Below are 17,460 nucleotides of genomic sequence, written 5' to 3'. Positions count from 1 at the left end.
TATGCCGAATACTTTTCGGGGACCCCGGGAACTGAAGGGGTAAGACGCAATGTTTCGTTTCGATCCAGTTTTCAGGCGATTGAGGCCTGCCGTTTGGTGGCGATGGCGGAGGGGTTCCACGCGTACCCATCCCGAACACGACCGTTAAGCCCTCCAGCGCCGATGGTACTTGGACCGAAGGGTCCTGGGAGAGTAGGACGCTGCCAAGCGGACAACCATTCCCTGATAGCTCAGTTGGTAGAGCACTCGACTGTTAATCGAGTTGTCACAGGTTCGAGTCCTGTTCGGGGAGCCATGCTCTCATAGCTCAGTAGGTAGAGTGCATCCATGGTAAGGATGAGGTCACCGGTTCGATCCCGGTTGAGAGCTCCATATCTGCTCGGCCCGTTGGTCAAGGGGTTAAGACACCTCCCTTTCACGGAGGTAACAGGGGTTCGAATCCCCTACGGGTCACCATTATCATTAGTTTTTGGGGTTGAGAGCCCCGCAGGTTTAATTAACTCAAGTGGATTGCCACATATGGAGGCTTAGCTCAGCTGGGAGAGCATCTGCCTTACAAGCAGAGGGTCGGGGGTTCGATCCCCTCAGCCTCCACCATATCCTTCTTAATATTTGAGGATTATATGGGCATTATATAGGTATCCATTATTGGGGATTAGCCAAGCGGTAAGGCAACGGACTTTGACTCCGTCATGCATAGGTTCGAATCCTATATCCCCAGCCACTTCACCTCAAAAAGTGAAGTGAAGCTTAGATGATGATTCCGAGTACATTTCGGGGACCCCATCTTACGCGAGCCATTAGCTCAGTTGGTAGAGCACCTGACTTTTAATCAGGGTGTCGAAGGTTCGAGTCCTTCATGGCTCACTTTTAAGTAACTTGCGCGTGTGGCGGAATTGGCAGACGCACTAGACTTAGGATCTAGCGTCTTTGACGTGGGGGTTCAAGTCCCTCCACGCGCACCATTTAAATGCGGACGTGGCTCAGCGTAGAGCATCGCCTTGCCAAGGCGAGGGTCGCGGGTTCGATTCCCGTCGTCCGCTCCATATTTTGCGCCCTTTAGCTCAGCTGGATAGAGCGTTTGACTACGAATCAAAAGGTCGGGAGTTCGAATCTCTCAGGGCGCGCCATTATATTAACGGGATGTAGCTCAGCTTGGTAGAGCACCTGGTTTGGGACCAGGGGTCGCATGTTCGAATCGTGTCATCCCGATTTTCACCTTTGCGGGTGTAGTTCAATGGTAGAACTTCAGCCTTCCAAGCTGATAGCGTGGGTTCGATTCCCATCACCCGCTCCAGTTTTAAAATAACTACATAAGCAACTATTCATGTAGAACAGACACTCTTACTTTGGTAAGAGTTTTTTTGTTTTTGCCTAAGCTGCATAGTGCTGTTAACAGCAGCAAGGGTGTCTATTTATTTCAGAGGTAATTAATATGATGAGAATATGCTTGGCAGTCCCGTCAGCTTTCAGGGGCAAACCCTGTATGTGGCCCGGGCGGAAACGGTGATTGAAGGCGGTCTGGTTGTCAGCCGTTATCACCTTCGTAATAAGCAGGGCTTTGAATGCCGGACGGTTTATGCCACGCAGCTGGCGGGAGTGTCCCTTTTTGGCAAGGTAACGAAGATCTCCAAAGATAAAGTACAGCTCCATCTGGAAATCGATCAGGGCTCCTCCTCATCCGGCTCCATGTGGTTCCCTTACTCTACCGTCTACTCTTCTCCGGATGGCAGCGGCTGGTATGTCATGCCGGAAGAGGGGGATGAGGTACGCTTGTATTTCCCCGACGAACAGGAGCACCATGCTTTCGCTGCAAGCTCCGTCGATATCACCTCCTCCGACCCCGTCAAGCGCAGTGACCCTTCCGTGAAAAGCATCAGCACCAAGTATGGCAAACAGATCGTGTTCAAACCGGGAGCCGTAGAAATTATCGGCAGCGGCCAGCTTCTCATGCGTCTGACCGATGAAGGCGGCATTGAAATCAACAGTGACAAAAAAATCTTGCTAAAGGCCGAAGAGGATATCGAAATCCGGGGCAGCAAGGTATTCATCGAAGGCGATGAAGGCGTAGATCTGATCCAAGCCGGGGCTACATTGCAGATCATGGACAATGTCACGCTTAAAGGCGGCAAGGTGAACATCGAATGAAGAGGATGGACCGGGATGCGGCGCTGCAGGATTTTCTGGAGAGGCATGTGCTTGAAGGCTGGCTGGGCGATCTTTCGCTGATTGAGCAGTATGTGGAAGAGCATAACGAACAGATTGAGGCCGACCTCCTGAGCGCATTCGAAGCCGTGTGTGAAAAGGCATTGCTGCAGCAGCGCGCGGGGATGAAGGGTGACATCCAATATATGTATATCTCCTTGCTTCGCACTAGTTTACTTGAAAATAAAGCGTACTACCGGATCGACGCCCATGATGCCAACTGGTTTCTGGACCCGGTAGAGTGCGCGGAATTATGGTCGGCGGATTTTGTGTTCAGGCCGCTCTTCAACCGAATGGCAGGACTCGAAGAAGTTAAAAGAGACTATGCCCGCAAGATTACGTCGATGGATATCGAGCAAATCACGCAGATCGAAGCCGTTAAATATCATCTGCTGACACTTCAATTTCTTAAAACCATGATTCCGGCTCTAATCACAAGCCCAAAACTGGAGGAACTGGCTAAGGCGGAACCGTTCACCCTATCGGCTGGTGAGTACCGGGATGAGAGTATCATCCTGTGTAAACTGGAACGCCAAACGGCCGAGGCGGGGGCGGCATCCCCATTTGCGGAAAGAGGGGAGAAGCGATGGATTATTTCTACTTAAAGCAGGATCAGCGGTATACCGATGTACCGGTGCTGCAGAAAGGGATGGGACGCATCGACCTGTGGAAAGTGAATAAGCTGCCGCCTGAAGAGCTGCCGCGGGTGCTTGTGTTCCATGTCAAGGCGGGCAAGGAGAGCCAGTTTGTCGATTTTATGGAAAGCCCGTTTCCGCTGCTTTCCGACCGGCTGATGAAGCTGATGAAGGTGTATGTTCCAGAGTGCCGATTTAAACCGGCGGCCCTGATCAACCCGGAACTCCAGCTGCAGAAGAACTACTATCTGCCTTTTTTGGAAGAAATCGAGGCGTTGTCGCCGCGCAGTGAGTTTAATCTGGACCGGAGTGTGCTTAGATCTGCCGTTCTTCAAGAAGAGCGTATACGGGGCAAAAAAATATTCAAAGTCGCCGGTGTCGCCACACCGCTGCTGGTGATCCGGCTTGATGTGGCCGAAAGCATCTTGAGGCGGGATTTCACCGGCCTCCGGCTGGAAAGAGCAGAACTGGATACCTGAGGGGAGGATGAAGAAATGTCAAGTCTGGAAGCTTACATCGTACGCGGCGCGACCATGCGCTGCCAGTACGGAACGCATGCGCGGAAGATTAACCTGCCGGTCAGCCACGGCGCCTATTACAAAGGAAAGCCTTTGATGAACCAAGGGGATTATAAGCCGGAGAACGTGCCTCATTTCGGCATTTGCGCCAGTCCATCGAACCCGAGCGGCGAGACGATTTATTTGGTGTCGGAACAAGGGGAGACGATTCAAGGCAAACCTTGCCTGCCGGTGATTACGGCCTGCTGGAATCAGACGAAAGCGGATATGCTTGTTGGGGATCAGCCGGCGCTGACCAGCGCGTCTTACCTGATCTGCCAGCATTTGCCCGAGGGCTGCATTTATTTTGAAAAGACGGGCCAGGAAGATGAATAGCCGGGAGGAGGTGCAAAGACGATGATCCATTATCATCAGCTCAAGGTCGTCTCCCCTTTTTACATACAGCGTATTACGGATCTGACTCTGGAGTGGAAGCCGGGGGAACATGGCCGGATGACCCTTCACGCCATCAGTGAGGAAGCGCGTCAGACGTCTGCTGTCCTGGGGGCTTCCGCCGAGGATGAGATTCACCTGTTCTATAGCGAAGACGGGCAGGATCTCCCCTTGTTTAAAGGAACGGTCAGCCATGTTGCGCTATCCCATATCCAGGGCGTCCATCAGGTGGTCATTGAAGGCGTTAGCAGTTCTTATCAGATGGATATTGAAAAAAAGAAGCGTTCCTTTCCCGAGGCGAATCAAACCTATCCGGAACTCGTGTCCAAAGTCATGCAGGATTATCCGAATAGCGATGCTTTACCTAGCGCCGGTGAACAGGGGGCCGTAGGCGACGCCATCTTGCAGTACGATGAAACGGACTGGGAGCTGCTCAAGCGGCTGGCCAGCCGCTTACAGGCGGTTATCGTATGTGATATATTGGAAGCAGCAGGGCCGAAAATCTACTTTGGTATGCCTCAGGGAACCGCCCGTACCCTGCCCGAAGGCACAGCGTATACCGCTCGCAAAAACTTAACCGCCTACAAGCGGGCTGGGGGAGTCGAAGCCGGACTGCATGATACTGACTTTTTTGAGTATGAAGTCGAGACAGGAGAACGTTACGCGATTGGGGATCAGGTTCGATATCTGAACAAGGACATGATCGTCAGCGGCGTGGCGGCGCGGATGGATAAAGGAGTACTGCGGTTCACCTATACGCTGTCCCGCCCGGAGGGCGTCCGCAGTCTGGAGCTGGGAAATGCGCGGATGGCGGGCCTGTCGCTAGAAGGCGAAGTGCTGGACGTTCGGGGAGAAGAAGTGAAGCTGCGGCTGGACATTGACAAGGACGACGGCAAAGCCGATCCGTACTGGTACCCGTTCGCACCGGTGACGGGAAGCGCGATGTACAGCATGCCAAAGCCCGGGACCAAGGCGAGCCTGTATTTTCCGAATGCGCAAGGGTCGCGGGCGATGATCGTGAGCGCGGTGCGGACGAACGGGGAAGGTTGCGCCAAGACAGGGGACCCGAACAACCGTTATTTCGGAACCGAGCACGGGAGCGAGCTGAAGCTGGCGCCGGACATGATCCAGATAATGGGCGATCCGGGCGGAACGCTGCAGCTGAGCCTAAGCGATGCCACGGGAGTGGAGCTGAAAAGCCCAAAGAAGCTGACGCTGACGGCCGGGAAAGAACTAACGTTGTTCACGCCAAAGAAAATAACGATCCGCAGCACCAGCCTGATTATGGCGTACCAAAAAGGAGCGAAAGCCGGACTATCGGTAGAGAATGAATACCATCTGCTGGGAACGACGGTGCAGGCGAAGGGAAGCGACCAAACCAGCTATCCGCCATTTGATGATGAGCCGAAGGCAGCCGAACCGCCGCCTCCGCCTCCGCCGGAGCCGTTCAATTGGGGGAAGCTGCTGAAAAATGTGGCGATTGGACTGGCTGTAGTAGCGGCCGTAACGGCGGTGGCGGTGCTGTCGGTGGCAACCCTGGGTACGGCGACGATGGTCATGGTGGGAGTCGGCGCGGCCGTGGCGGGAAGCTTGGCCGTGGGCAGCAAGGCGGTCTCGGATATCCGGCGGGGCGAAGTGAGCAGCATGCTCGACTATGCCACAACGGGATTGCGGGAAGCAAGCATCGGAGCGGTGTGCGGAGCGATCTTCGGGCCGTTCGGAACGGGAGGAACGCTGCTAACACGGATGGCCGCGGGCGGAGCGGACGGCGCATTCAGCAGCGCGGTCAGCCAGCTGATGTCGGGAGAGAAGGTCAACTGGGGAGAAGTTGCCCTCGCGGGCGGAATAGGATTTGCCATGGCAGGGCTGCTGGATGCGGAGGTGCTGGGAGCCATCGGCACGGGGATCGGCAAGATCGGCGGAAAAGCATCTGCGTGGGTCAAAGATGGATTCTCCAGCGTGATGAACGGGTTCGGCAAAGCGGTGCAGAAGCTGAAAAATGCAGGCAGCGAACTGGCAGGTACGATAAGCCGCGGCTCCAGTTATTTAAATCCGAAGAATTATCAGTTACAGGAGTTCGCATTCGTAGGCGGTCCCTCGGGAGGCTTCCGGTTTGCAAAGGTTGGGGATGAGCCTTTGGTGGGAAGTGCCGGAAGAGGGACCAAAGGGTCGGGTGGCGGTACACCTCCGAAACCAAATAAACCGCCAGAGAAACCTCTGGAAGCTGGGGGGACGGGTAATGTTCCTGAGGGTTATTATCAAGATGCGAGTGGAAGATGGCACCGTCCTGACGGGGGTTATGCAAGTAACAAAGAAGTGGGTTTACCTGAACCAAATGGCCTTACAAAGCGTTTAGAATATATGGGTGATACGCCTGGAAAAAACTCTAGAACAGGTAAAGAAGTAATAGAGCGAATGAAAAATGAAGTTCCACCAAAAATTCGGGCAACACGTGATGGTGAAATGGAGTTTATGGCAAGTGATGGAAAGTGGTATCCTCTAGATCAAGCAGATATGGCTCATCTAACTGACGCTGTCTCGTGGTGGAACAGTACGGGGAGATATTATGGTACAAAGTCCCCAGAGGTCAGGGAATGGATGCTTGACTCCAATAATTATGTGTTAGATCATTATAGTTTGAACCGATCCGCAGGTGCGAAGTTAAATGAAACCTACTTGCCACCAGATAAATAATGGAGGGAATGAATATTGGAACTAGATGATCAACTATATGAACGAATTTTACAACTGTGTAAAGAGGGAAATGCTTTAACTGAAAAAGGACAAATTATTAAAGCTATCGAGAGCTATACAGCCGCTCTGGAACTGGTTCCGTTACCGAAGAATAACTGGGAAACAAGTACATGGATTTATACAGCATTAGGCGACACTTATTTTCATAACAATAGCTATGAAATGGCAAAAAATAATTTTTATGATGCTTTAAACTGTCCAGGTGGGATTTCAAATCCATTTATTTTACTGAGACTTGGAGAGAGTTTGTTCGAGTGTGGGGAGCTTGATAAAGCTAAGGACTATCTGTTAAGAACTTACATGTTAGAAGGATATAAAATCTTTTTTAATGAAGATGATAAGTATTTTGAATTGATTAAAGATATGATTTGAGGAGGATAGATATGGCTACTTTGCAATCACCTATCAAAGAAAAGTTTGAAAGTCTTGTGAATAAAAGTAATGAACAATTTAATAATGGTAACCATGAAGATTCTATTTTACTGTTAGAAGAAGCTTGGAATTTAATACCCGACCCAAAAGGTATTTATTGTGAAGAAAGCTATCATTTAGTGAAGGATGTTGTGGCCACTTGTTTAATAATCAATGATCTTAAGAAAGCAAAGGTATGGGCAGATAAAATATTTTTAACTGGATTTGATCGCATAGATTCGGGTGATAAGGAATTTATTTCAGGAAAAGTTGCTTTTGAATTAGGTGATTTTGAGACGGCAAAAGAATTTTTCAGCATTGCCAATAGAAAATCAGAAGGTAGATGTTTTGGGAGTCCGAAGAATACAAAATATCTCAAATTTTTTAAAAGCTAAAGGTTTAGTTGTGGCAATAAGCTATAGATTTTTGAGTATACTCATTTATAACTCCAACATTAATGATAGAACAACACAATCAACAACGCCTTTTTGTATTGTCGGGTTTACGTATGTCCAGCTTTTCTCGATTTCAAAGGTTCCACGTTCTATTTTACAGACCCTCGTACCATATAACCAACAAAGCCACAATACGAGATACCGCCCGTATTGTGGTCTTTTTTCCTATCGCGGCTGGACCCCACCCAGTACGGAATGGATCGGTCGGCTAGGCCCAAGCAGACTTAACCCATGTAACACCCGTATAGAGATTTCGCCATTTTGTTTGTACGCACATTAATGCTTTAATTTTATAACCTAAATAACATAATAGCGTTACATCGAACAGGTCGATTACGGACAGATACCAACATGATTGATCTGTTTTATTGCTATCTTCGTTTTAATGTCGATGGCGACACTGGGCACGGCGACGATGGTCATGGTGGGAGTCGGCGCGGCCGTGGCGGGAAGCCTGGCTGTGGGAAGCAAGGCGGTCTCGGATATCCGGCGGGGCGAAGTGAGCAGCATGCTCGACTATGCCACAACGGGATTGCGGGAAGCAAGCATCGGAGCGGTGTGCGGAGCGATCTTCGGGCCGTTCGGAACGGGAGGCGTGCTACTATCTCGGATGGCAGCGGGCGCAGCGGACGGCGCGTTCAGCAGCGTGGGCAGCCAGCTGCTGTCGGGAGAGAAGATCAACTGGAAAGAAGTCGCTCTCGGGGGCGGAATAGGATTTGCCACAGCAGGGCTGCTGGATGCGGAAGTGCTGGGAGCGATGGGCAGAGGGATCGGCAAGATCGGCAGCAAAGCGCCTCAGTGGGCCAAAGACGGGGCCTCGGCCTTGGCGAACGCTGGCAGAAAAGCCGCAACGTGGGTCAAAGATGGATTTTCCAGCGTGATGAACGGGTTCGGCAAAGCGGTGCAAAAGCTGAAGAATGCGGGCAGCGAACTGGCAGGTACGATAAGCCGCGGCTCCAGTTATTTAAATCCGAAGAATTATCGGGTCCTGGCCACACCGGAAGGCGCCACTTTTTTTGCAAAGGTTGGGGATGAGCCTTTGGTGGGAAGTGGCGGAAGAGGGGCTGGAGGAGCGGGTAATGGTAAACCTCCGAAACCAAAAGAACCACCAGAGAAACCGCCGGAAGCTGAGGGGGCGGGTGGAGATGATATTCCGCCTGCCTTCAGACAAACTGAATTTGCCAGTTCATATGAAGCTAGATATAATCAAACACCATCCCCTGATAATCGAACGGTTAGTTTCGAAGGACAAAGGGGCGAATCTAAATGTATCTTAAAACCACCACCAGACCCTGTGTTGAAGAAAATATTAGACGAATCTGGTATTGATGGTATAAATTATAAGAATGCAGTACCTGATTTTTCGCCTTTAGCAAAAGCACAATTGGAAATTGACCACATGGTAGGTGGAGTTGGCAGTAATGGAACTAAAGCTAGAACTACTAATTTTAAACAAGCAGATATAAAATTGGCTGAACAGCTTAATAACTCGCCTGAGTTGGCAAGTCAATTTGGGTTGACCCCGGGAAAAATTAAAGCAGGAGACATTGCAGATATTCGTGAAGATTTTAAGTTAACATGGCACGAATTAAATGATGGGAAAACGATGCAACTTGTACCATCAGAAATTAATAGCAAATTCGGACATCTAGGCGGCGTAGGAGAGATAAACGCAGGAGCGTTTAAGCCGGGGGGATTTGCAAACAATTAGAAAGGAGATTTATCAAAGTGAAAATTAATGATGCGGTTTTCGGTGAACTTGAATATGATTATGTGTGGAGTAGGAATACTACCATTGAATTTTGTGGAAAAGAAGCCGATATTGCTTTAATGGTAGACGGTGATGACGATGGTGAATTTAGTGAAAAACAGTATGCTTCGTATCATTCTTTAATAGAAAACTGGGGGCATCTTCAACAAAGTATTTTGCAACCAATTTTAGATTATTACAAACAAAAACGTTTTGAGCTTGGATATGATGTTTCATACAATGAGAATTACCCCTTAATTGATACCATCGGCGAACTTCTAAAAAATATCAGGCTAGTAGGGATTTATGTACCTTCTGCGAGACGCTTTGAAGGCAGATATATCGGACTAACGTTTGACTGTAAATGGGACGTGGAAAATGGGGTTGGTATACGTCTAATAGATGAAGAAGTCGCTAAGGTAGGATACCAAGATGTTGCCCTTTAAAGTTTTATAAGGTTTGCTATCTACTGTAACCATATAAAATTTTTCTAAGTATTTATAAAGAATCTCCTGATAAATTAGAGGTTGTTGACCTTGATTGGCTTCATGCCTTTCAAGGTTTCTTTTTGGTGGGGGCTACCCAGTGCCTCTTACAAGTTTCAATTTAATATTTCGTTGAAATATGGACTTGTAGAATTTATATGGGCGGTATGGAAGAATAATGATTTACAAACAGGACTTCCGTGGGGAATGTTAAAACAATTATTGGATGGCAGGGATGACGAAAAAGTTAAGAAACCTGTCTTTCGTAATTACGGTGATCTAAAAGAGATTTTAAAAGACGCTTTTTCAATGTACGATGATTTTAAACGAGAGTTGGTGTTAGTTTACGATAATCAATTGTAAAATTAAAGGCTTCGTAGGTTGAAAGTGAGGGCTGCCCAGTAGGGTTTGTCAAGATTTTTGTGTAAATTGATATTTACATTTAGGTTATACCTCCGGAAACAAGATCGTACAATACAACCAACAATTTAAACACAAACCGACTGTTTAAACAATTTGATAGATTTTCAAAAGCTTATTCCAACTTAAACGATACGTAGGAATGAGCTTTTTTTGTATGCTCAAATTAATAAATTAGTATCTCTAACCTACGGAAACCTGCAGATCGCCCCGTATGAACTCGTCAGCCTCCAAGAACTTACTATCAGCAAAGAGATGAATCACGCCCGCCTGACCTTGACGGGGATCGTGCCGGAAGACAAGAAAGAAAACTATGTCGAAATGACCGAAGCCGACACGGCCATCGAGGTCAGCCAGGTGGACGAGCACGGCAGCGCCGTTCCGCTGTTTCACGGGATCGTGCTGAATGTGGGCATTAAGGCGGTGCGAGGTGTTTATTATCTGGAAGTGGAGGCGGTCTCTCACACCTATTTGCTGGATGTAAAAAAAAGAAAACGTTCCTTCCAAAACCACAATATGACCTACGACCAGCTTCTGGACCTGATTGCGGCCGAATATCCAGGATTCGATGTCATGGATGAGGCCACAGGGGGGCGTCGATCGGTAATTTTACGATGCAATATGATGAGACCGATTGGGAATTCCTCAAGCGTCTGGCCTCGCGCTTCTACACATCACTCATGCCTGCTTCCACCTTTAGCTACCCCAAGTTTTATTTCGGCGTACTCGACAGTTCTTCCAAGGGCAAATTAGATAACTACCATTATATAGTTGGCAAAAAAATGGCCGATTATCACTACCATGCCGCCAACGACGGCAACATGCTGGGCGAAAATGATTTCATGTTTTACGAGGTGGAGACGGACCGGATTCTGGATATCGGTAACGCGATTGAATTCCAGGGACATCTGCTCTATGTGCGCAGCGCCCGCTCGGAGATGAAGAATGGTCTACTGAAGCACCGCTATATTCTCTGTCCCCGGCAGGGGCTCCGGCAGCGAAAGCTGTACAACGAGCGGATTATCGGCGCGTCCATTCAAGGGACGGTGATCGGAGTCCAAAAGGATACGGTGCAAATCCACTTGTATATCGATGAAACCCAAAGCAAGTCCGGGGCGCATTTTTTCCCTTATTCCTCGATGTACACGGCCGAAGGCAGCAGCGGCTGGTACTGTATGCCGGAGGTGGGCGACCATGTGCGGGTATATTTTCCCAGCAGCAAGGAAGAAGAAGGCGTCGCCAGCAGCTCGGTCCGCCAAAATTCCGAAGAAGGCGAGACGAACAAGCTGGGCAATCCCGATATGAAAGTGTTCCGTACCGCCGCAGGCAAGGAACTGATGATGGGCCCGGAAGAGATCGTCATCACCGGAAAGGACGGGGAAATTTTCATCCGGCTGAATGAAGGCGGCGGAATTGAAATATCCAGCAGCCAGATGATCAAGCTGATCGCCAAAGAAGACATCACGATAGACGCGGGCCAAAAGGTGGCCATTTCCGCCAAGGATGAAATCAGTCTAACCTGCAAGGAGAGCAGCCTGCTGATGAACGGCAACACCAAAATTGTCGGGACGGAGCTGAATACGAATTCGTTAAACCGTGCGGCCAAAATCGCCAAGGGAGGGTTGCAAGAGATGTACGATGAAAAGGCGTTGAGCCATTTTCGGGAAACGGTACTGAAGCCGTGGCATACGCAAGCGCTGCTGGCGCTCGACCGTGAATATCATCGCCGGAGGGAAGAGCTTGCCGCCGGGTTTCTGGCTCATTTCCAGGACTTCTGCCGCAGCATTCTGGAGCATCAGCTTGCCGGAGACAAAAGATCCCTCGGTTATATTACGTATTCGATGCTGCGCACCGGACTGCTAGACGGGCAGGCAATGTATTTGGCGGAAGGTTTAGACGCAAGCTGGTTTTTTGACCGCACGCCCGTGCAGGCGAGCTATGCCCCCCATTGGGCGTTTGATCCGCTGAAGGGAGCCGTGGAAGAGTGGGGGCCGGCAGCGCGGAAGTATGCGGGTAAACTGCCCCGCCCTTTGCTGGAAAAGCTGCGTTTATCCGAAGCCGAGCATTTTCACAGCTATGTAGCCGAGCTGATCCGTTATGCGATGCCGCAGGCGGCCGAGCTGCCGGAATTTCAGGCGCTGGCCAAAGAAGCGGTCTTCGAAGTGCGGGCAGGAGAATATCTGGATCACAGTATAACGGTGTACAAGGAAGATAAGCGCGGTTTAAGCAGCATGGAGATCCGGGAATGGCTTGGCGAGCGGAGTGAAGAAGAGTACGCTTATGCGGCTATTGAAGGGGCCAACTTATCCTCCGGAGCGTATTCCGGACTGGATTTCCGCTACACGGCTTTTCGGGATTGCGACCTGTCGTTTGTCCGGATGTCGCTTTGTGTGCTGATCGGGACGCACTGGAGAAATTGCCGGCTGGAAGGGGCTGATTTTAGTCACAGTTTATTGCACGGAGCCGATTTTAGCGGCTGCCGGTTGCAAGGAAGCGTGTTTCTTAGCGTCCGGGGAGGGCGTCCGCTGGAAGAGGCGGCGGAATGGGTGATGCCGGGATTTGCCGGGGTGAGGTTTGCGGGAGCGGATTTGACCGGGGCCAAGCTCAGCTTCGCCGATCTGCGGGGGGCTGTGTTTACCGGGGCCAACTTAAGCGGAGCCGACCTTACGGGAGCGGATTTGCGGGGAGCCGATTTCACCGGAGCCGACTTGAGCGGGGCTGTACTGGAAGGAGCGGTACTAGACGGAGCAGTACTGGAAGCGGTAGATCTGACCAGGTCTAGGTTGCCGGGCGGACCGTGGAAGACCGAGCGGAGAGAGGTGGAGCGGTGAGCTATTTCAGATTAAGCCAGGATGACCGGTTTCCGAATGCGGTTCAGCCTCAGGGAGTGACGGCCGTAATCCGGCCGGACATGCTGGATGCCGGACTGGCGGAGCAGCGAAGCGCGGAACAAGCTGCTGGGCAGGCGGCCGGACAGAGCGCGGGTCAGCGCAACTCGCTTGAAGAATTAAGCCTTCAGTTTGCCGTGGCAGAGGCAGCCCAAGTCGATTACGTGGATTTCATCGAGTATCCGGTTCCCTTTGTCTCTAATCGGGTGAAACGGACGATCGAGATCTTTGCGCCGATGGTGCGATTTGTGCCGGGCGTGTTTACGGATTTGCCGCGCAGACATCAGGAAGTCTACTGGCTGGTTGCCGCGCCGCAGGTGGACTGCCTGTCGGATGAAAGTGAATGGCACCCGGACGGCAGATTACGCAGACTGGTGCTGGATGCCGGGCGTGCGGGAGGCCAACCTTTTTTTCAGGTAAACGGCCCCAGAGAACGGATATGGCTCATAAATCTGGCGCTGGCGGAAGGGCTGCTGCGGCGGGACTTCAATGGAATTCGGCTAACACGGGTAGAACAATCCTGAGGAATGAAATGAAACCATAAGGAGGCGCAAGTTATGCAGGTAGAAGGTGCATTTAGCGTAGGCGGAAGCGGCGGTGAGGAGCAGAAATCGTATGTGGTGGCCGGGGCGATTCTAAGCTGCAGCTGCGGGACCCAGCTTACCCGGCTCAAAATCCCGTTCAGCCACGGTGTCTATGTCAAGGAAATGCCGCAGGTGAATGTAGAGGATTACAAGCCGGGCGTAAATATTATCCATTTTGGCAACTGCACCAACCAACTAAACCCAGCGGTAAAGAACGGCAAGTTCGATACTGAGGGAGTCCAGAAGGCACCCTGCGTTCCTGTCATTACCGGTCCATGGGTAAACGGGAAATTCGATGTGCTGATCGAGGAACAACCGGCGCTATTAAGCCATTGCACCAATACCTGCATCTATGAAGGCAGCCTGATCCGGATTGAAGACGACGGACAGGACCTGGGCGGCGTATCTGTCGGCAGCTCGGGGAGCGGGGCAATCCGGTAGGCAACTGCACATGCTGGAAAAAGTAAAGAAACTGGCATTCGTACGTAAGCTGGGCCATCGTCCCGGGAGAGGAGGAAAACAAAATGGCAACCTTACATACCTGGAAAGGATACGGGCAGATCAAGCTGATCGCCCCTTATGAAATCCAGCGCCTCAGGCAGCTTGAGATTCGGCGGAGTGTCGGTGAGCATGCCACCCTGTCGTTAAGCGCAATCCTGCCGGAGGAGCAGCGGGATCTGGCGGCGCAGCAGAAAGTAGAAGAGGAAGCCGTGGAAATCCAGGAAGTGAACGCGGACGGGGAGAAGGTGCGGACCTTGTTCCACGGGCGGGTCGAGCAGATGGAAATCGAGACCGTGCGGGGGAACTACGAGCTGAAGCTGCAAGCGGTCTCGCACTCTTCCTTGCTGGATCGGAAAGTGGAAATCCGCTCCTTCCAGCTTGGGAATCAAAGCACAGGCGAGTTGATCGAACGGGTGGTGCTGGCCTATGACGGAGCGGACCTGATCGACAACGCCACCGGGGCGGATCAGCTGGATTCGCTGGTGCTGCAATACCGCGAGACGGACTGGGAATTCATTAAACGCCTGGCGTCGCGTGTCGGCGCCGTGGTGATCCCAGAGTCCTCGGCAGAGGCGCCGAAGCTGTGGATTGGGGTACCGGACGGGGGGATGGAAGAACTGCCGTCCGAGACATCGTTTACCGTGGGTCGGGACCTGGCCGCGTATGCCCGGGTGCAGGCCGCCGGACTGGAAGCCCATGTGATGGATTTCACCTATTATGAAGTGGAGAGCGCCAAGTGGCTGCAGCTTGGAGATAATGTGACGTTTCGGGGGAAAGAGCTGGCGGTGGCCGCCGCCGTTTCGCAGCTGACGGACGGAGCACTACGCCATACGTATACCTTACGCCTAGAAGCGGGCATCCGGCAGCCCTTCATCCTGAATGAGCAGATCACCGGCGTCTCGCTGGACGGCAAAGTCATTGATCTGCAAAAAGACCGGGTACGGGTACACCTGGACATCGACGCCAGCCAGGAGAAAAGTGAGGCCGTGTGGATTCCGTATGAATCCGTATATAGCGCCGAGGGCAGCAGCGGGCTATATCTCATGCCGAAGGCGGGGGATGCGGTACAGGTGTATTTTCCCAGCGCACGGGAAGAGGAAGTGATGGCGCGGGGATCAGTGCGCAAAAGCGGGCAGCCGTCCCCGAAGCTGGAGGACCCCGGCACGAAATATTGGGGAACGGATTACGGCAAGGAGCTGAAATTCGGTTCGTCCGATCTGAGCTTGACGGCGACCGCGGGTAGCCTGTTCATCTCCCTGGAGGACAGCAGCGGAATTACCATTCAGAGCGATACGGGCATCGTGCTGTCGGCCAAGAAGGATTTGGAGTGGACGTCGGAGAAAAAGATAGAGATTACGGCGCAAGAGGCGATCTACCTTCTGAGCGGCAACAGCAGCGTGATGATGGACGGCAGTACGGATATCCGGGGCGACGAGGTGGAGCTTGCGGGGCTGACGAAAGCGCCGGTGACGGTCGAGGACCTGGAGCCGCAGCCGGAAGCGCCATTCGTTACGGAAGCGGCACCGGAAGAAGAGAAGCCGAAGAAGAAGGGATTCTGGAGCAAATTTCTGGATGTGACGCAGGTCGTACTGGATGTGGTGGGCTGTATCCCGGGCGTGGGTGAGATCGCGGATGTGGCGAATGCAGGGATCTCGCTGGCGCGGGGCGATTATAAGGGAGCAGCGTTATCCCTTGCCTCGGCGATCCCGTTTGCCGGCTGGGCGGCGGCGGGAGCCAAAATAGCGCGGGACGCGATGAAGGCGGGGAGCATGCTGGCGAAGGCCACGGACAAAGTGGTCAGCGTAGCGAAGGCAGCCAAGGAAGTGGCGCAGTCCATGAGAAGCACGGGTACGCTGGGGAAAGTGTTCACGGGAGCGCGAAACCTGGGCAGTAACCTAAGCCAATCCGATGTGCTGCAAAAAATGCAAAAAATGATGCAGCGCCTGGAAATGAACAGTCCGAAGCTAAACTATGCCCTGAATATGGCCGGCCAAACCGCAAGGAACTACATGAAGAGCGAAGCCCAAGAGAGAGCGGTAGATAAGGTGCAGGAGGAAGGCTGGGCCTCGCGAGAAGTGCTCACGCTGCTGGGCATCCTGACCAACACCGGGGGCAAGCGGCATGGCCGAGGCGGTGGAGACGGCAGCCATTTAGGGGCTATTTCTGGTGGTGGCGGTGGCGGGTCTCATTTGGGGGATGGAAGAAAAGGGAATGCGGGGACGGAAAGACCTCAAAAACCGAAAAAACATAATGCAGAGAAGAAGAGTACTCCACAATCAGGCAATGGCCCTTATTCACATCTTAAAGATTCCAAGCACGTTGGTCCTGGAAAGGACTTTACAGCTGCTCAAAAGAAAAAGATAATTGAAGAAAATATGAAACGAAATGGTAGCGTTGTTAAGTCTGACGAAAAAGGTCAAATTTTAACTAAACCTCAAAAAAGTAAAAAAGGTGTTACACCCGATCCGAATGAATGGCAAATCGATCATATTATTCCTAGGGATAAAGGTGGTACTAACAGTTACAGTAATGCTCAAGTATTATCTCGAAAAGAAAATCGAGAAAAATCAAATAAGTTACCCTCGGACCTTGATAAACCAAGCAAGAAAACACCACCAACTAAACCGAAAAGGAGAAAAAAATGAAGCCTGTGATATTAAATAGTCAATTAAATAAAAACAATTTATGGAGCGGTTGTATACTCGCATCGGTAGCACATGCAATAATGGTTGCTCACTATCCTGAATTATCATACGAACATTCATGGGATGGTGATAACTATAGTGTTGTCGATGGTTCGGGAGGAAGAGGAACTATTACTTTCAAAGGTAATTATTTTGTTGGGGCATTTCGAAATGACAACTTTACTCGAACCGATATCCCTACAGCTATAGATTTTTTTACGGGTGCACCAAAGGATGTCTTTGAGTTGGCTAAGAATGAAACTTTAGAATATCTTCTTGAAGAGGATGAAGATGGCACGACCTCACCATCTATCACTACTGCATTTTGGGGTGATAATGATACTATTGCTTCAATTGATAATATCGTGAGAATAGTGCAATGTGGTGGATATTTATTAGAGAGGCAGTTTATGGAGAGTGATTCTGCAATTGAATCTTGGCGAGATTATTATGAGATGACGACTGAACAAGTTGATCTATTAAGGTCGATATATGACAGAAAAATCAATAATCCTGATGTAAGTATCACATTGACAAAAAACGAAATTGAAAAGATTGGATCAGATAGTCCTGAAGGGTTGAGTGAAAGTATTACCTCGTTTGAGGAAATTGGTATTAATTGGACGTAATAGAAAAAAAGTATACCCTGTTAACGCAATAGCGTTATGTTGAACAGGTCGATTATGGTCAGATACTACCATGAGTGACCTGTTTTTGTTATGTTTATTTTCTTTCGGT

15 protein-coding genes, 11 tRNA genes, 1 rRNA gene and 1 pseudogene are annotated in these 17,460 nt (G+C 50.8%); all 28 read left to right on the top strand.

Features of this window, described 5'->3' with window-relative positions; all coding sequences use genetic code 11:
- Window positions 1-92 precede the first annotated feature (92 nt).
- The 28 genes and pseudogenes from rrf to VK70_RS25585 all read left to right on the top strand — a co-directional run bounded on the left by rrf (window position 93) and on the right by VK70_RS25585 (window position 17,351).
- Window positions 93-209 (top strand): 5S ribosomal RNA (rrf, locus tag VK70_RS25720).
- Between the two features lie 10 nt (window positions 210-219).
- A tRNA-Asn gene (locus VK70_RS25715) sits at window positions 220-295 on the top strand.
- A gap of 1 nt (window position 296) precedes the next feature.
- Window positions 297-372: transfer RNA gene (locus VK70_RS25710), tRNA-Thr, on the top strand.
- A 9-nt stretch (window positions 373-381) separates the two neighbouring features.
- Window positions 382-456: transfer RNA gene (locus tag VK70_RS25705), tRNA-Glu, on the top strand.
- A gap of 65 nt (window positions 457-521) precedes the next feature.
- Window positions 522-597: transfer RNA gene (locus tag VK70_RS25700), tRNA-Val, on the top strand.
- A 52-nt stretch (window positions 598-649) separates the two neighbouring features.
- A tRNA-Gln gene (locus VK70_RS25695) sits at window positions 650-724 on the top strand.
- Window positions 725-794: 70 nt separating this feature from the next.
- Window positions 795-867: transfer RNA gene (locus VK70_RS25690), tRNA-Lys, on the top strand.
- A gap of 14 nt (window positions 868-881) precedes the next feature.
- Window positions 882-965, top strand: a tRNA-Leu gene (locus tag VK70_RS25685).
- Between the two features lie 7 nt (window positions 966-972).
- A tRNA-Gly gene (locus tag VK70_RS25680) sits at window positions 973-1,046 on the top strand.
- 6 nt (window positions 1,047-1,052) lie between these two features.
- Window positions 1,053-1,130, top strand: a tRNA-Arg gene (locus VK70_RS25675).
- Between the two features lie 9 nt (window positions 1,131-1,139).
- A tRNA-Pro gene (locus VK70_RS25670) sits at window positions 1,140-1,212 on the top strand.
- A gap of 11 nt (window positions 1,213-1,223) precedes the next feature.
- Window positions 1,224-1,297, top strand: a tRNA-Gly gene (locus VK70_RS25665).
- Window positions 1,298-1,446: 149 nt separating this feature from the next.
- The gene (locus VK70_RS25660) at window positions 1,447-2,148 is read left to right on the top strand and encodes a hypothetical protein (protein ID WP_324607972.1); all 702 of its coding nucleotides are present in this window, start codon (window positions 1,447-1,449) and stop codon (window positions 2,146-2,148) included.
- Window positions 2,145-2,810 (top strand): hypothetical protein, encoded by a 666-nt coding sequence (locus VK70_RS25655; protein WP_025700209.1) that lies wholly within the window; start codon window positions 2,145-2,147, stop codon window positions 2,808-2,810. Before VK70_RS25660 ends, VK70_RS25655 begins: the two co-directional genes overlap by 4 nt.
- Entirely contained in the window at window positions 2,792-3,319 is a 528-nt protein-coding gene (locus VK70_RS25650; RefSeq protein WP_046723984.1) for a hypothetical protein, read from the top strand. Before VK70_RS25655 ends, VK70_RS25650 begins: the two co-directional genes overlap by 19 nt.
- A 15-nt stretch (window positions 3,320-3,334) precedes the next feature.
- Entirely contained in the window at window positions 3,335-3,733 is a 399-nt protein-coding gene (locus VK70_RS25645) for a DUF4280 domain-containing protein (protein WP_046723982.1), read from the top strand.
- A gap of 21 nt (window positions 3,734-3,754) precedes the next feature.
- Complete coding sequence (locus VK70_RS29185) at window positions 3,755-6,484, top strand: GH-E family nuclease (RefSeq protein ID WP_052756047.1); 2,730 nt, start codon at window positions 3,755-3,757, stop codon at window positions 6,482-6,484.
- A gap of 15 nt (window positions 6,485-6,499) precedes the next feature.
- Window positions 6,500-6,916: a hypothetical protein gene (locus tag VK70_RS25635; RefSeq protein WP_025695802.1), complete on the top strand. Its 417-nt coding sequence runs from the start codon at window positions 6,500-6,502 to the stop codon at window positions 6,914-6,916.
- 11 nt (window positions 6,917-6,927) lie between these two features.
- Window positions 6,928-7,350, top strand: coding sequence for a hypothetical protein (locus tag VK70_RS25630; RefSeq protein ID WP_025695803.1), 423 nt, complete (start codon window positions 6,928-6,930; stop codon window positions 7,348-7,350).
- 1,210 nt (window positions 7,351-8,560) lie between these two features.
- Complete coding sequence (locus VK70_RS25625; RefSeq protein WP_046724586.1) at window positions 8,561-9,121, top strand: HNH endonuclease; 561 nt, start codon at window positions 8,561-8,563, stop codon at window positions 9,119-9,121.
- A gap of 17 nt (window positions 9,122-9,138) precedes the next feature.
- Complete coding sequence (locus tag VK70_RS25620) at window positions 9,139-9,606, top strand: DUF6985 domain-containing protein (protein ID WP_025694109.1); 468 nt, start codon at window positions 9,139-9,141, stop codon at window positions 9,604-9,606.
- A 90-nt stretch (window positions 9,607-9,696) separates the two neighbouring features.
- On the top strand, window positions 9,697-10,008 hold the full coding sequence (locus VK70_RS25615) for a hypothetical protein (protein ID WP_025694110.1): 312 nt from the start codon (window positions 9,697-9,699) through the stop codon (window positions 10,006-10,008).
- Window positions 10,009-10,230: 222 nt separating this feature from the next.
- A pseudogene (locus tag VK70_RS25610) lies at window positions 10,231-11,651 on the top strand (contractile injection system protein, VgrG/Pvc8 family); the annotation flags it as partial.
- 45 nt (window positions 11,652-11,696) lie between these two features.
- Complete coding sequence (locus VK70_RS29395; protein WP_046724583.1) at window positions 11,697-12,896, top strand: pentapeptide repeat-containing protein; 1,200 nt, start codon at window positions 11,697-11,699, stop codon at window positions 12,894-12,896.
- On the top strand, window positions 12,893-13,477 hold the full coding sequence (locus VK70_RS25600) for a hypothetical protein (RefSeq protein WP_025694111.1): 585 nt from the start codon (window positions 12,893-12,895) through the stop codon (window positions 13,475-13,477). The genes VK70_RS29395 and VK70_RS25600 overlap by 4 nt, the downstream gene beginning before the upstream one ends.
- Before the next feature lie 33 nt (window positions 13,478-13,510).
- Window positions 13,511-13,978, top strand: coding sequence for a DUF4280 domain-containing protein (locus VK70_RS25595; protein ID WP_025694112.1), 468 nt, complete (start codon window positions 13,511-13,513; stop codon window positions 13,976-13,978).
- Window positions 13,979-14,061: 83 nt separating this feature from the next.
- Window positions 14,062-16,683: a contractile injection system protein, VgrG/Pvc8 family gene (locus VK70_RS25590; RefSeq protein ID WP_052756046.1), complete on the top strand. Its 2,622-nt coding sequence runs from the start codon at window positions 14,062-14,064 to the stop codon at window positions 16,681-16,683.
- Complete coding sequence (locus tag VK70_RS25585; RefSeq protein ID WP_036642176.1) at window positions 16,680-17,351, top strand: hypothetical protein; 672 nt, start codon at window positions 16,680-16,682, stop codon at window positions 17,349-17,351. Before VK70_RS25590 ends, VK70_RS25585 begins: the two co-directional genes overlap by 4 nt.
- Window positions 17,352-17,460 lie beyond the last annotated feature (109 nt).

The sequence above is a fragment of the Paenibacillus durus ATCC 35681 genome (assembly GCF_000993825.1).
Lineage (GTDB): Bacteria > Bacillota > Bacilli > Paenibacillales > Paenibacillaceae > Paenibacillus_AQ > Paenibacillus_AQ durus_B.
Note: the sequence above shows the minus strand (reverse complement) of the source record. Positions and strands in the feature narration are given on the sequence as shown.

Coding starts and splice junctions, on each gene's coding strand:
- VK70_RS25595 (WP_025694112.1), top strand. CDS start 13,511: ATGCAGGTAGAAGGTGCATTTAGCGTAGGCGGAAGCGGCGGTGAGGAG.
- VK70_RS25645 (WP_046723982.1), top strand. CDS start 3,335: ATGTCAAGTCTGGAAGCTTACATCGTACGCGGCGCGACCATGCGCTGC.
- VK70_RS25590 (WP_052756046.1), top strand. CDS start 14,062: ATGGCAACCTTACATACCTGGAAAGGATACGGGCAGATCAAGCTGATC.
- VK70_RS25630 (WP_025695803.1), top strand. CDS start 6,928: ATGGCTACTTTGCAATCACCTATCAAAGAAAAGTTTGAAAGTCTTGTG.
- VK70_RS29185 (WP_052756047.1), top strand. CDS start 3,755: ATGATCCATTATCATCAGCTCAAGGTCGTCTCCCCTTTTTACATACAG.
- VK70_RS25650 (WP_046723984.1), top strand. CDS start 2,792: ATGGATTATTTCTACTTAAAGCAGGATCAGCGGTATACCGATGTACCG.
- VK70_RS29395 (WP_046724583.1), top strand. CDS start 11,697: ATGTACGATGAAAAGGCGTTGAGCCATTTTCGGGAAACGGTACTGAAG.
- VK70_RS25585 (WP_036642176.1), top strand. CDS start 16,680: ATGAAGCCTGTGATATTAAATAGTCAATTAAATAAAAACAATTTATGG.
- VK70_RS25655 (WP_025700209.1), top strand. CDS start 2,145: ATGAAGAGGATGGACCGGGATGCGGCGCTGCAGGATTTTCTGGAGAGG.
- VK70_RS25660 (WP_324607972.1), top strand. CDS start 1,447: ATGCTTGGCAGTCCCGTCAGCTTTCAGGGGCAAACCCTGTATGTGGCC.